The sequence below is a fragment of the Pseudoalteromonas sp. P1-26 genome (genome assembly GCF_001401795.1).
Lineage (GTDB): Bacteria > Pseudomonadota > Gammaproteobacteria > Enterobacterales > Alteromonadaceae > Pseudoalteromonas.
The window spans coordinates 135373-148633 of record NZ_LKDX01000003.1 but is presented as its reverse complement, the minus strand read 5'-3'; the positions used below and the strand labels follow the sequence as shown (position 1 = coordinate 148633).

The following is a 13261-nucleotide window of genomic DNA, read 5'->3' as shown; positions in this document are numbered from 1 at the left end:
GCCTCTAATTGATGGCTCAAAGTCTTAAACTCGAAGGGGTTAAAGCATTCAACTTAGAGCGGTAATTAATAATAATTACCTGTGGTTTTAATTAAAAAACATTGGATTTTAATAAATGAAAACGTTTGTTGCTAAGCCAGAAACAGTAAAACGTGACTGGTACGTAGTTGACGCTGAAGGTAAAACTTTAGGTCGCATCGCTACTGAAATCGCTCGTCGCCTACGCGGTAAGCATAAAGCTGAATACACTCCTCACGTAGATACTGGTGATTACATCATCGTTATCAACGCTGAGAAAGTTACTGTTACTGGTAATAAAGCAAAAGACAAAATGTACTACGCTCATACTGGTTTCCCAGGTGGTCTTAAGTCTACTACTTTCGACAAGCTTCAAGCTGCAAAGCCTGAAATGATCATCGAAAAAGCTGTTAAAGGCATGTTGCCACGTGGTCCTTTAGGCCGCGCAATGTACCGTAAACTTAAAGTTTACTCAGGTACTGAGCACAACCATGCTGCACAACAGCCTCAGGTTCTAGACATTTAAGGAGCACTATCATGGCAAATCAATACTACGGTACAGGTCGTCGTAAAAGTTCAAGTGCTCGCGTATTCTTACGCCCAGGCACTGGTAACATCGTAATCAACAAGCGCTCTCTAGAAGAGTACTTCGGTCGTGAGACTGCTCGCATGGTTGTTCGTCAAGCATTAGAGCACGTAGAAATGACTGAAAAGTTTGACCTACACATCACTGTTTCAGGTGGTGGTACTACTGGTCAAGCTGGTGCTATCCGTCACGGTATCACTCGTGCACTTATGGAGTTTGACGAGTCTCTACGTCCTACACTTCGTAAAGCAGGTTTCGTTACACGTGATGCACGTAAAGTTGAGCGTAAGAAAGTGGGTCTTAAGAAAGCACGTAAGCGTCCACAATTCTCAAAACGTTAATATTTACGTTTATCAGAATACCAAAAACCCAGCTTCGGCTGGGTTTTTTGTTTTTCAGAGCTGTCAGCTTTAAGCCGTCAGTTTTTAGCTGATCGAGAGAGGGCTCACTGCTTGAATGAACAAGTTCTTGCCAAGGCTTAATATTCCCATATACTTCTCGCATCTCGCATCTCGCATCTCGCATCTCGCATCTCGCTGAAGCGCAAAACCCTACCTTTTTTCGTTCGATATTTGACCACTGATAATAATTAGTACGTATTACAGTAAAAAAACTTCAAGATTTAGCAAAATTAGCTTAAATCCATCAGTTAATTGATGAAATTTTTTGCTACAATTGGGGGGCAAGTAATGTGAGTGAGTTCAACAACAGCTAATGCAGAATTCTGTTTCCTCTTAGTGAGGTTGATCTTGGTCAGTATATTGTTTTTTTATATGCGTTATCATAACCAGCGGCTTCATACTCGAGCTAACCTAAATTAATAATTCATTAAATAGGGTTTATTCGAGCATGAGACTGTGAATAACCTTGTTTTAATCAAGGGTTTTAATTATGATCGCGTCTATTTTGAAATTTCTAAAAATTAACCTGCTGTAACTGATGTTCTCAATATGGCAAGTGTTGGGAATCATAGTGGAGATAAGTGGATGAGCAATGCGCCTGTAGACAATGGCCGACGTCGCTTTTTAACCATAGCTACCTCTGTTGTTGGTGGTGTTGGTGCGGCTGGGGCTGCTGTTCCTTTTATTGCGTCTTGGAATCCAAGTGAGCGAGCTAAATCTGCGGGTGCGCCTGTAGAAGTAGATATCAGCAAGCTTGAGCCAGGACAATTAATACGTGTTGAGTGGCGAGGAAAACCTGTTTGGGTTATTAATCGTACACCAAGAATGCTTGAACAGATGAAAGAACATGAAGGTCAACTTCGTGATCCTGCGTCTGAAGAGCCTCAACAACCTGAATCATCAACCAATGAATATCGTTCGCAACGTCCTGAAATTTTCGTTGCTGTTGGTATTTGTACGCACTTAGGTTGTTCTCCTAGCTTCCTACAAGGTGGCTTTGGTGAGAAAGTAGAGGGCACAGACGACGGTTTCTTCTGTCCGTGTCACGGTTCTAAATTTGATATGGCTGGTCGTGTATTCCAATCTGTACCTGCACCATTAAATCTAGAAATTCCTCCGTATACCTTCCTTGATGACACGACTATTCTAGTCGGTGAAGAAAAAGGAGTGGCGTAATGTTTGGTAAAATTATTGGTTGGATCGACGATCGTATTCCAATGACACGTGTTTGGAACATGCATATTGCACAGTATCCAGCACCAAAAAACTTTAACTTCTGGTACTTCTTTGGCTCTTTAGCCATGTTAGTACTTGTTAACCAAATCGTAACTGGTATCTGGTTAACAATGAACTTCGTACCATCTGCTGAAGGTGCTTTCGCATCGGTAGAATACATCATGCGTGATGTAGAATACGGTTGGTTACTTCGTTACCTTCACTCAACAGGTGCATCAGCGTTCTTTATCGTTGTATACCTGCACATGTTCCGTGGCATGATCTACGGTTCTTACCAAAAACCACGTGAATTACTGTGGTTATTCGGTATGTTCATCTTCTTAGCGCTTATGGCTGAAGCTTTCATGGGTTACTTACTACCTTGGGGACAAATGTCTTTCTGGGGTGCACAGGTAATCATTTCACTATTCGGTGCGATTCCGGTTATTGGTGATGACTTAACGCTTTGGATCCGTGGTGACTACGTAATTTCTGGTGCTACGCTTAACCGCTTCTTTGCACTACACGTAATTGCATTACCTTTAGTAATCGTTATCTTAGTATTCTTACACATTGTTGCACTACACGAAGTGGGTTCAAACAACCCTGATGGTGTTGAAATTAAGCGTAAGAAAGGCACTGTAGCAGAAGAAGATAAGCCTAAATTCAAATTCCACGAGTATTACACCAACAAGAAAGACATTGTTGATGCAATCCCGTTCCACCCTTACTACACAGTAAAAGATATTGTGGGTGTGGTTGGTTTCTTAATCTTATTCTGTTGGGTTGTATTCTTTATGCCTGCGATGAATGGTTTCTTCCTAGAAGCGCCAAACTTCGAAGCAGCTAACCCGCTGAAAACACCAGAGCACATTTTCCCAGTTTGGTACTTTACGCCATTCTACGCAATCCTACGTGCAATCCCTAACAAGTTAATGGGTGTTGTGGCGATGGGTGCATCTATCGTAGTGCTTGCGTTACTACCTTGGATTGACCGTGGTTCGGTTCGCTCTATTCGTTATCGTTGTGGTTTACACAAGTTAAACATCGCACAATTCGTGGTAACTTTCGTTATCTTGGGTTGGGTTGGTGCTACACCACAAACTGATTTCAAAACGCTGTTATCACAAATCACGACTGTGACATACTTCATGTTCTTCGTATTGTTATTTGTTTACAGCAAGAATGAGAAAACTAAGCCATTACCAACGAGGTTGACGAAATGATGAAAAAGCTAATTATCGGTTTATTCGCATTGTTGCCATCGTTGACAATGGCAGCAGGTCCTTCGGTTCCTTTAATGGATGCGAACATTGACCTTAAAGATAACGCATCTTTACAGCGCGGTGCTAAATTGTTCATGAACTACTGTCTTGGTTGTCACCAAATGCAGTATCAACGTTATGAGCGTACGTTCCGCGATATCGGTATTCCTACTGAGATTGGTCAAGAGCAATTAATTTTTGATGGCTCAAAAGTAGGTAGCCACATCAAAAATGCGATTGATAAAGATGACGCAGCTAAATGGTTTGGCGCAGCGCCACCGGATCTTACGCTTGTTGCGCGAGTTCGTGGTACTGACTGGATCTACACTTATCTGAAGTCATTCTATAAAGACGAGTCTCGTCCGTTTGGCGTAAACAACGTTGTTTTCCCATCGGTAGGTATGCCACACGTTCTTCAAGAACTACAAGGTTTACCAACACCAATCACTGAAGAAGTGGAAGAACATGGTCACACTGTGACTAAAGTTGTTGGCGTTGAAACAGATGGTTCTGGTGAAATGAGTGTTGACGAGTACGATCGTGCTGCTCGTGACTTAACTAACTTCTTAGCTTACGTTGGCGAGCCGTCACGTTTAGAGTCAGAAGCGTTAGGTCTTAAGGTAATTGGTTTCCTAGTGATTCTATTTATCTTGGCATTCATGCTGAAGAAAGAATACTGGAGAGATGTTCACTAATCCTGGGCATTTTGAAAGGTAGTTTTGTGATAGGGGCTTAAGCCCCTATTGCTGTTTTTGTAATATAATGGAGGTAGGCATGGCCGTAGCTGCCAATAAGCGCCCTGTAATGACCCTGTTTTCTGGTGCTAACTGTATGTATAGCCATCAAGTACGTATCGTACTTGCTGAAAAAGGTGTAAGTGTTGACATTCACCTGGCTGAAAAGGATAACCTGCCAGAAGCACTTCATGAGATTAACCCTTACGGTACAGTACCAACACTGATCGATCGTGAGCTTGGTTTATATCAGGCAAACATCATCATGGAATACCTTGATGAACGTTTCCCTCATCCTCCACTAATGCCAGTTTATCCGGTTATGCGTGGCCGTAGTCGTCTGATGATGCATCGTATCGACACGGATTGGTATAGCCTAGCTAACAAAATCACTAGCGGTAGCAGCGAAGCTGCGCAAGCACGTAAAGAGCTTACAGAAGCGTTACTTGCAATTGCACCAATCTTCTCTGAAGCACCTTACTTCATGAGTGAAGAGTTCAGCTTAGTTGATTGTTACTTAGCACCACTACTTTGGCGTTTACCTGAGCTTGGCATTGAGCTTAATGGTGCAGGCGCGAAAGAGCTTAAAGAATACATGTTGCGTTTATTTGAGCGTGAATCATTCCAAGCTTCACTAACTGAAGCAGAGCGTGAGATCCGTTTATAATGACGCCTAATCGTCCTTATTTACTACGCGCTTTCTTTGATTGGATTGTTGATAATCAGTGCACACCACACTTAGTGGTTAACGCTGATTTTCCTGCTGTACAAGTACCAACACAGTTTGTGCAAGACGGTCAGATCGTTTTGAACATTAGCCCATCAGCGGTAACACAATTTGCAATGGACAACCAACAGCTTAGCTTTAATGCGCGCTTTGGTGGCCAACCAATGCAAGTGTACGTACCTATGGGTGCTGTGCTCGCAATTTATGCACGTGAGAATGGTGAAGGGACTGTATTTACTGCAGAAGAATTCATCGAGGACGAAGACGATTTTGCTCCGGTATTAGAAAGTGTTGAAACACCTGACGATATTACGCCAGATGATGAACCACCTGCTAAACCAGAGAAGAAAAAAGGTGCTCACTTACGAGTGATTAAGTAACCTTAGTCAGACAAAAGAAAACCCGCTATTTAGCGGGTTTTTTATTATTAATTAACTATTTAGCGTTACAGATATTCAAACACTTTAATAACACGTTCAACGCCTGATACGTTACGTGCTACATCAACCGCTAAATTCGCTTCAGAGTCGCTCACTAAGCCCATTAAAAAGACTTCGCCATTCTCTGTTACGACTTTGATGTTATTGCTGCTGATGCTTTCTGTGGTGAGCAATTGCGTTTTCACTTTAGAAGTCAACCAAGAGTCGTGCGTTTGCGTACTCATACCAATATTTGAGCCAATGCGAATTTGGTTGTGGATTTTACGAATACCATCAACGCCTTCAATAGCGCGTTGTGCTTCGTCTTTCATTTCTGCGTTAGCAACTTGGCCAATCATAAGCACAATGCCATTAACGCTAATGACGTTAACGTTAGCAAATTTATGTAGGCGCTCATTTTCGCTGATAGCAATAGAACTTTTAATTTCGATGTTGTTATCGTCGATTTGTGAACCAATCGTGCGGCGATCATTCGCAGCAGTTACAGCGCCTGCAGTACCGGCGACAACGGCAGCTGCACAGCCTTGCAGCAATAAAACGGTACCAAATACTAGTAAAGACTGTTTAAACATTAATTTTCTTCCTGTGGGAATAAGGTTAAATCGATAAGCTCACTGAGGCAGTGTAAATTCACTAAGTGTGACTCAACAATACGGCTTGGGCGTTTGGATGGAACACGAATTTCAACATCATTTGGGCCAAGTAAGCCAACTAATTCACCACCATCATCACCAACAAGCACAATCACTTTCATATCACGGGTCAGTGCCGCTTCAACGGCTGAGATAATCTGCTTTTCATTACCATTGACAGCAATTGCTAATAAAAGGTCGCCTTGCTGTGCAAATGCACGAATTTGTCGTGCAAAGGTTTCGTGCTCATCATTATTTGCGGCTGAGCCTAAGTTAACTTGATCTTGTGCAAGCGCAACTGCGGGTAGGCATGGGCGCTCGGTTTCATAAAAGTTAATTAACAGCCCAGCCATATGCTGTGCCAACATGTGGCAGCTAGGAGTGCCACAACACAGCAGTTTATTGCCATTAATAAGACTTTGTGCAATGGTGAACGCTGCCGATTCAAGTGCGCTTGGCAGTACTTCACCTGCCGCTATTTGAACTTGAATATTTTCGGTAAAGATTTTTTTTATCGTTTCTTGCATAACCTACCAAATTAAGCCGACGCCAAACGGCGTTAGTAAACATTTTTAAACCAGTTTAGGGTGCTGTTAAGCTCACCTGTTATAGCGACATAATCTATCCGCATAGCCTGGTTTGAGATCTTTTTCTCGGCAAGATAATGGCTAATCGTGCGCCTTAATCGTTGCTGCTTTTGTTTGCTGAGCGCATAGTTTGCACCACCACGCAGGGCGTTTTTTCTAAATTTTACTTCTACAAATACTAGTGTTTGCCCGTCACGCATTATTAGGTCAAGCTCACCGTATTTACATAAGTAATTACGCTCAATGGCTTTTAAGCCATGTTGTATTAAATACTGCTCTGCCTGATGTTCGTAATACAGGCCTTTCTCGCGGCTATTTTGCCACAATTGATTAAACCACGACATAGCTTCATCCTTGAGCTAATACTACGTTTTAAAAAAGGTTATTCAGCGGCATTAATCCCAATAGCAGATTGCATAAATAGCGGGATTGGTTGCTCAGTCGCTAAATCAACCGCAATGATTTTCTTATTCTTGTACTGTGCCCAATCTAGGGTGCGTGTAACATAGCCATTACTAGCAATGCTTAATTGACCACTGATACCACTAAAGCGTTTGCCTTGTACCATACTCAGTTGTTTTACATCACCGAGCATACTGGCTGCATCGAACGCCATGGCAAATAAGCGCTGGCTTATATCAGCGTTTTCTGGCCATAAGCTTTCGTACTGTTGGCGTAAATTGTGTTGCTGAATTTGACCGTCAAGCATCCAAGGTAGTTCCGTAAAATAAAGGCCATCTAAGTCGCCTTTATCGGTTCTATCAATTTGTTTACTGTGGCTTTTTGAGCTGGCATAAAGCGGGATTCGATCTGCAAAGGTACTCACGTTAACGTCTAAATACGGCTTGATTAAGCGTGTTTCGGTGGCATCACCTAAAATATAAATCACGTCAATGTCGCTGCGTGAGCGGGTTTCACTTTCTACTTCTTGCTTGAATAATGATTTGACGACTTTAATACGCTCTTTACTTTGGTCTACTTCAAGTAAGCCAGTGATGGTTTTCGGCATATCATCTTTACCTGAGTAAAACCCTATTTGTGGTTTAACTTCGCTGTATCGTTGCCACTGCGTATTAAAGTGTTCAACTAAACGCTGACCGTTACTATTATTAGGGGCTAGCAACATCGGCTTTTGATAGCCTGCTGTTAAAAATCGCTCTAATGCTTGCTGAACTTCATGCTCAGGGCTTAGTGCAAAGAAAAAGTGCTGCTGTGAAATGCGCTCACCATCAAAGGTGTTTAAATGCATTACCGGGTAATCAACCAGTGTTTGTGCGCTAGTAAGCTTTTCGATATTGCTTTTTAGTAGTGGGCCAATAATAAAATCAGCATTAAATTCGCTTAGCTTGAGTGAGATCTCTGCAGCTGATAGTGATTCATCAATAAATAGGGTTTGCTCTAATGACTGTCCATCTAAGGCCGCAAGCACACCGGCTTTTAAGGCATCACCTAATCGCTCATTAGCACCTGATTGTGGAATAAGCACAGCTAAACGGTTCACATTTAAAGGTTCAATTTGTACCAGCTCAGTCACTTTTTTTGGCAGCACTTCAGCGGCTGGGTGACCCGGGTAGCGACGCAGCCAGTTATTCATTGCTTGGTGAAGTTCTACAGGCGCACCTAAATACACTTGATGATAAAGCGCTAAATTAACCCAACCTTGTTGCACCACAGAGCCTCGGTTAAAGCGCTCAAGTGCGTACGATGAAAGCTGGGTTAGGTTTTGCCATAAATCTTTGTTTAAATTGGCAACGGTAAAGTTATTTTCGCTGCTAAGTGTTGATGCCTTAAAAAAGAAAGGCATTGCTTGTTTTGGCATACCTTGCGACGCGTAAACGCGCGCAGTCAGGTATTGATGCCATGCTTGATGCTCTGGCTGGCTTAACTGAGGCTCAAGTTGTTGTAACTGAGCTAAAGCTAAGTCGCTTTTGCCTTGATGCTCTTGCGCAAGGGCAATGTAAAGTTTGTTTTGAATTTGGTCGACACTTGGGGTTGCTTCAAGTTCGAGGCAGATTTTTTCTAGCAGTGCCCAGCGCTCTTCACTGATAGCCGCATCACGTGCAGTATATAAAAGCTGGATTTTATCGGCACCTTGACGGTTTAGCGCCGCTTGGTACATAGATTGTGCGTCGGTTAGCTGTGATAGCGCAATACTCGATTGGCTCGATTGATTTTCTGCACTATTTCGAGGTTTTTCGGTTGTGCTACAAGCCGATAACCCTGACAATACAATTAATAGACTAACAAGTTTAAGTCGCACAATGATTTCCCGATACGTTAACGCGATTTGCTTATATTACTGACTGACGCAGGAGACCTCAATGTTAAATGAGGACAATTCAGATAAAATCGGCACTCTTTACATTGTTGCCACGCCTATTGGTAACTTTGATGACATCAGCCAGCGTGCCATCCAAACCCTATCTGAGGTTGACTTAATAGCCGCTGAAGATACTCGTCATACAGGAAAGTTGTTAAGCCACTTTAATATCAAAGCAAAAACCTTTGCTCTGCATGACCATAACGAGAAACAAAAAGCGCAACAAATTGTAGATTGGTTAGAGCAAGGAATGAACATTGCGCTGGTATCTGACGCCGGCACGCCACTTATTAGCGACCCTGGTTATGCGGTGGTCAATTTATGCCGTGAACAAGGCGCGCACGTCGCGCCAGTGCCGGGAGCATGTGCTGCAATTACCGCTGTATGTTGTTCTGGTTTACCAACAGATCGTTTTCAGTTTATTGGTTTTACACCAGCAAAGAGTAAAGCAAGGCAGACCTTTTTCATTGAAGCGGTAAACTCAGGTATTACTAGCATCATGTATGAAAGTACCCACCGTATTATGGCGAGCCTTGATGATTTAGAAGCAGCACTCGGTGCAGAGCAGCCAGTAGTGTTTGCCAAAGAACTTACCAAAACTTTCGAAACCTTTTTCAATGGCACAGTTGCCGAGCTAAAACAGTTCTTAACGGATGATCCCACTAAGCAGCGTGGTGAAATCGTACTGATGCTACCGGGTAAAGCAAAGCAAAGTGACGATATTCCAGAAGATGCGCGCCGCATGCTAGGTTTACTCGAAGCCGAAATGCCACTGAAAAAAGCCTGCGGTGTTGTGGCTGAGTATTTTGGTTTGAAGAAAAACGCACTTTATAAAGCAATTATTGACGAAAAAGACTAATTCTTTACTGCATAGACGTGCGCGCTCAGGTATACTGCGCGCCGAGTCAGCCGAGATAATCGCTGCCTGCAACGAAAATGCGCAGGGGGAGGAAAGTCCGGGCTCCACAGGGCAGGGTGCCAGCTAACGGCTGGGGGGCGCGAGCCTACGACAAGTGCAGCAGAGAGGAGACCGCCAACTTCGGTTGGTAAGGGTGAAAGGGTGCGGTAAGAGCGCACCGGGCCACTGGTAACAGTTGGTTGCAAGGTAAACTCCACCCGGAGCAAGACCAAATAGGGTTCCTTATGGCGTGGCCCACGTTGGAACCGGGTAGGTTGCTTGAGCCATAGAGCAATTTATGGCCTAGACGAATGATTATCCACGACAGAACCCGGCTTATTGGCTGACTCACCAAATTATACAAGAGCCTCGGTATTTACCGAGGCTTTTTGTTTTTAGGGTGGAGAAAATCCACTCCGTGCATATAAAACAGCGGCTTATTGGCTGATTCACCAACTTATACAAGAGCCTTGGTATTTACCGAGGCTTTTTGTTTTCTAAAAGAGCCATGTTTTCGAAACCCTCAAACCAAATCGAAATTGTTTGCTCTTTATTATCAAGAGGGCACTCTTCAGTTGTTTAACCATTCTCTGCAAACTAGGAATTTTTCTTAGACTCACTAAGAAAGTCACTCATTATCATAACGGCTTGTTCTGTATATCCTTTAAATCTAATTTACTTATGCTTAATGGATTGAAAATGAGTGTTATTGAGGGAAGTACTAAGGAGTTTGGCAATACGACTATTCTTCTTCATAGCTTAGGCTCTTCTTGTTACAGAATTGAATGGTATAGCAGGATGACGGGGGCGTCGACGAGTTTAGCAAGGCTCAAGCAAGGCAAGTACGTTGTTATTCGTAAGTGGGCACAAGTGAAAAATATGTCTGATGTTTCGAGCGAATTTAGTAGTCGAAATAGCGCTTTGATACACTTTCTAAATAACGTTGATATTGTTAAATCCCATGATGACTGGATCAGTGCCGCTAAGCAGCATTGTCTAAATTTGTTTGTTGAAAACGAGGGGCTTAAACCCGTTACTAAAGCGAGTTTTCCTAAACCGAGGTTGCAAGGTGCAATTGGTAAAGAAGTTGTTGTTAAATCGAAGTTGGGCGAAAGGGAAATAGCGCATGGCTTGTTGTTACAGCTTATAGGTAATCAAGCAGAAATACAGCTTGCGAATATTAAGAAAAAATATCTTACCAAGCAGGTTTATTTAAGGTAACTAGTTGTATTCAAATATCAAAGTATACTTCAATTTTAAATCCATCTATTTCAGTAACCGTACATGTACCGCCAAGGGCAATAACCCGCTCTTCAATAAATGATAACCCGTAGCCACCAGACTCTTGCAGTGTGGTCTTGGTTTTTCCATTATCCATAATAGTAAGGCATATATACTGTTCGTGAGCCAACAAGCTGAGCCTTAGCTCTGTGGCTGTACTGTGCTTGATGCAGTTTGTGACTGCTTCTTGGCAAATTCTGTAAATAGCTGTTTGATGTTCATCTGATATTGCTGAACTTAAGTTTATTTCAGCTACGTATTTGATTGATGCTTTACTTAGCAGAGAGTTAAAGCGTCCTTCTTTAAGAGCTTGCTCTAGCCCAAGCTCATCAAGCTCTCTAGGTCTTAAGTGATGCATAATTTGATAAACAGAGTCATACATCGCCTTTGCATTTTCTTTTAGGCCTTCAACGAGGGTATTTTCATTATTTCGTTGTGCTATCGAAAGTACCGTCAGGTCAGTTTTAAGTGCTGTTAGATTTTGGCCTAATTCGTCATGAAGTTCTTGAGACAAATACTTTCGCTCATTTTCTTGCACAGTTACCATGCGTTTAGCGAGCTGTTTATTTTTCTCAAGCAGCGCAGTGAGTTTTTCGTTACTGGCTTGTAGTTGATTATTTTTGATCTTTAACTCGTTAGTGGCGGTCCCTACCAGTAACCCTGTTACTGAATTGGCCAGGATAAATAATTGGCTAATGTAAGTATTGGTCGCATCTTGGGTGAGGCCTGCTTGTGCAACGATCAGCGTATTACTTACCAAGGCGCTTGCTATTGCTCCTTTAATACCAAATTTATAAGAGAACCAAATTACCGGTAGAAGTGAGCAAAGGCGTAGCAAAGGGTAAAGATCTGAGTGGCCTAGGTAACTAACAATGTAAATAGATGCCAGTGCTAATAAGCTTAGTAAAATAACAGCATGATGACGAGAGGGCACAAGGCTGTAGCTTTGGCTAATTAACAATAATGCTGGGGCCACTAATAATGTTCCTGTCAAGTCGCCTAATGTCATATTAAGTTGATATTGTAATACTTGCTTACCTTCTAACCAGGTTGTGAATTCAAAGGCGCTCGAAAACAAAAACCATTTAAAAGAAGCTGAAAAAACGGCTAGTAGAATTAACGACAAAGCCCCGGAATTAGAGGTGATTTTTGGTGGCCAGCGGCTTTTCTTAAAGCTGTAGACGATAGCCATATAGGTTAATTCTTGAAAGAAACCGTGAAATAAATCAAAGCTCCATTCACCATTGTAATAGACACCTAAATACGACGCATAAAGTCGAGAAGCAATCCAAAGCATTAGCCAAAATCGCACTGGAAAAATAACAAAAAATGCGAGCTTCACCCCTGCTGGCAGGTATATAGCACTACTTTGGGCAACGGTTTCTAAATGATTACTCACCCAAGAGGATAAATATAAGGCTAAAAAGTAAAGCGCAAACACCAATAACTGGTTAAATGCTTCAGTTATTAAGCTAAGTGAAGAACACTTTGTTGAAACGAGCTTATGCCAGTTCATCAAGTGTGATCATCCCGGAATCTATAGCAACTTTTAATAATTCAAATGAATTAGTGACTTCAAGTTTGTTGTATATATTCGTTTTATGTACGTGGGCTGTTTTGGGCATCATATCGAGTTGTTGCGCAACTTGTTTAGCATTTAGCCCTTTGGCAAATAAGGGAAGTGCCTCTTTCTCTCTTGGTGTTAAAAAAGAAAGTTTGCTTGCAGGGGAAGTAGTATTAAATTTCACATCTTCACTGATATAGCGCCCTCCTTTAATAACTGAATTGACTGCATCAATTAAAGCTTCTGATGCTGAGCGTTTAGAAACATAACCTTGAGCGCCGAGCTTTAAGGCGTTGCTAACGTATGGCTCGTAGTCATACATAGAAGCAACAATGGTTTTTATGTCGGGAAAGTGAGTGTTTAGATAGGTAAGAAATGCGAGTCCGTTTTCACCGTCATGCATTGATATATCAACAATAAATACATTAGGTTGCTCTAAGTTAACAGCAAGTTTTGCCTCAGTGACTGAGCAGGCTTCTATGATAACTTGCCACCCGTTTTGTAGCTCTAATAATTTTTTAAAGCTATCTCTAACCAGTTGATGATCTTCAATGATTCCAATTCGCATAATCCCTCCATAGATTTTTATTATA

15 protein-coding genes and 1 other RNA gene are annotated in these 13261 nt (G+C 42.1%); 10 read left to right on the top strand and 6 right to left on the bottom strand.

Going from position 1 to position 13261, the window contains the following annotated elements; translation table 11 throughout:
• Positions 1-115 precede the first annotated feature (115 nt).
• The 7 genes from rplM (at position 116) to AN394_RS03330 (ending at position 5326) form a co-directional block, all read left to right on the top strand.
• Positions 116-544 (top strand): 50S ribosomal protein L13, encoded by a 429-nt coding sequence (gene rplM, locus AN394_RS03360; RefSeq protein WP_054561088.1) that lies wholly within the window; start codon positions 116-118, stop codon positions 542-544.
• An 8-nt stretch (positions 545-552) separates the two neighbouring features.
• On the top strand, positions 553-945 hold the full coding sequence (gene rpsI / locus AN394_RS03355; protein ID WP_095209788.1) for a 30S ribosomal protein S9: 393 nt from the start codon (positions 553-555) through the stop codon (positions 943-945).
• Between the two features lie 645 nt (positions 946-1590).
• Entirely contained in the window at positions 1591-2181 is a 591-nt protein-coding gene (gene petA, locus AN394_RS03350) for a ubiquinol-cytochrome c reductase iron-sulfur subunit (protein ID WP_054554178.1), read from the top strand.
• Positions 2181-3446 carry a cytochrome b N-terminal domain-containing protein gene (locus AN394_RS03345; protein WP_054554179.1) on the top strand — a complete coding sequence of 422 codons (1266 nt, stop codon included), beginning with the start codon at positions 2181-2183 and terminating at the stop codon, positions 3444-3446. The genes petA and AN394_RS03345 overlap by 1 nt, the downstream gene beginning before the upstream one ends.
• Positions 3443-4180: a cytochrome c1 gene (locus AN394_RS03340; protein ID WP_054554180.1), complete on the top strand. Its 738-nt coding sequence runs from the start codon at positions 3443-3445 to the stop codon at positions 4178-4180. Before AN394_RS03345 ends, AN394_RS03340 begins: the two co-directional genes overlap by 4 nt.
• Before the next feature lie 79 nt (positions 4181-4259).
• Positions 4260-4886, top strand: a complete 627-nt coding sequence (gene sspA / locus AN394_RS03335) for a stringent starvation protein SspA (protein WP_054554181.1) — start codon at positions 4260-4262, stop codon at positions 4884-4886.
• On the top strand, positions 4886-5326 hold the full coding sequence (locus AN394_RS03330) for a ClpXP protease specificity-enhancing factor (RefSeq protein ID WP_054554182.1): 441 nt from the start codon (positions 4886-4888) through the stop codon (positions 5324-5326). Before sspA ends, AN394_RS03330 begins: the two co-directional genes overlap by 1 nt.
• Before the next feature lie 65 nt (positions 5327-5391).
• Here the strand turns inward: AN394_RS03330 and dolP are convergent, their stop codons facing one another.
• From dolP to AN394_RS03310, 4 genes are read right to left on the bottom strand one after another with little or no spacing between them, the layout of a single operon-like run.
• Positions 5392-5958 carry a division/outer membrane stress-associated lipid-binding lipoprotein gene (gene dolP, locus AN394_RS03325; RefSeq protein WP_054561086.1) on the bottom strand — a complete coding sequence of 189 codons (567 nt, stop codon included), beginning with the start codon at positions 5956-5958 and terminating at the stop codon, positions 5392-5394.
• Entirely contained in the window at positions 5958-6545 is a 588-nt protein-coding gene (locus tag AN394_RS03320) for an SIS domain-containing protein (protein WP_054561085.1), read from the bottom strand. The genes dolP and AN394_RS03320 overlap by 1 nt, the downstream gene beginning before the upstream one ends.
• A gap of 32 nt (positions 6546-6577) precedes the next feature.
• Positions 6578-6949: a YraN family protein gene (locus AN394_RS03315; protein ID WP_055020790.1), complete on the bottom strand. Its 372-nt coding sequence runs from the start codon at positions 6947-6949 to the stop codon at positions 6578-6580.
• Between the two features lie 38 nt (positions 6950-6987).
• Positions 6988-8865 carry a penicillin-binding protein activator gene (locus AN394_RS03310; protein ID WP_054561083.1) on the bottom strand — a complete coding sequence of 626 codons (1878 nt, stop codon included), beginning with the start codon at positions 8863-8865 and terminating at the stop codon, positions 6988-6990.
• A gap of 61 nt (positions 8866-8926) precedes the next feature.
• Here AN394_RS03310 and rsmI point away from each other — a divergent pair, with 61 nt between their 5' ends.
• From rsmI to AN394_RS03300, 3 genes are all read left to right on the top strand, one after another.
• A complete protein-coding gene (rsmI, locus tag AN394_RS03305; RefSeq protein ID WP_054561082.1) occupies positions 8927-9784 on the top strand; it encodes a 16S rRNA (cytidine(1402)-2'-O)-methyltransferase in 858 nt (285 codons plus the stop codon).
• A 42-nt stretch (positions 9785-9826) separates the two neighbouring features.
• An RNA gene (gene rnpB / locus AN394_RS03565) (RNase P RNA component class A) lies at positions 9827-10178 on the top strand.
• A 344-nt stretch (positions 10179-10522) separates the two neighbouring features.
• A complete protein-coding gene (locus tag AN394_RS03300; RefSeq protein ID WP_054561081.1) occupies positions 10523-11044 on the top strand; it encodes a hypothetical protein in 522 nt (173 codons plus the stop codon).
• A 10-nt stretch (positions 11045-11054) separates the two neighbouring features.
• On the opposite strand, the gene AN394_RS03295 is transcribed toward AN394_RS03300, so the two are convergent.
• Complete coding sequence (locus AN394_RS03295) at positions 11055-12620, bottom strand: MASE1 domain-containing protein (protein ID WP_054561080.1); 1566 nt, start codon at positions 12618-12620, stop codon at positions 11055-11057.
• The gene (locus tag AN394_RS03290; RefSeq protein WP_054561079.1) at positions 12607-13236 is read right to left on the bottom strand and encodes a response regulator transcription factor; all 630 of its coding nucleotides are present in this window, start codon (positions 13234-13236) and stop codon (positions 12607-12609) included. The genes AN394_RS03295 and AN394_RS03290 overlap by 14 nt, the downstream gene beginning before the upstream one ends.
• Positions 13237-13261 lie beyond the last annotated feature (25 nt).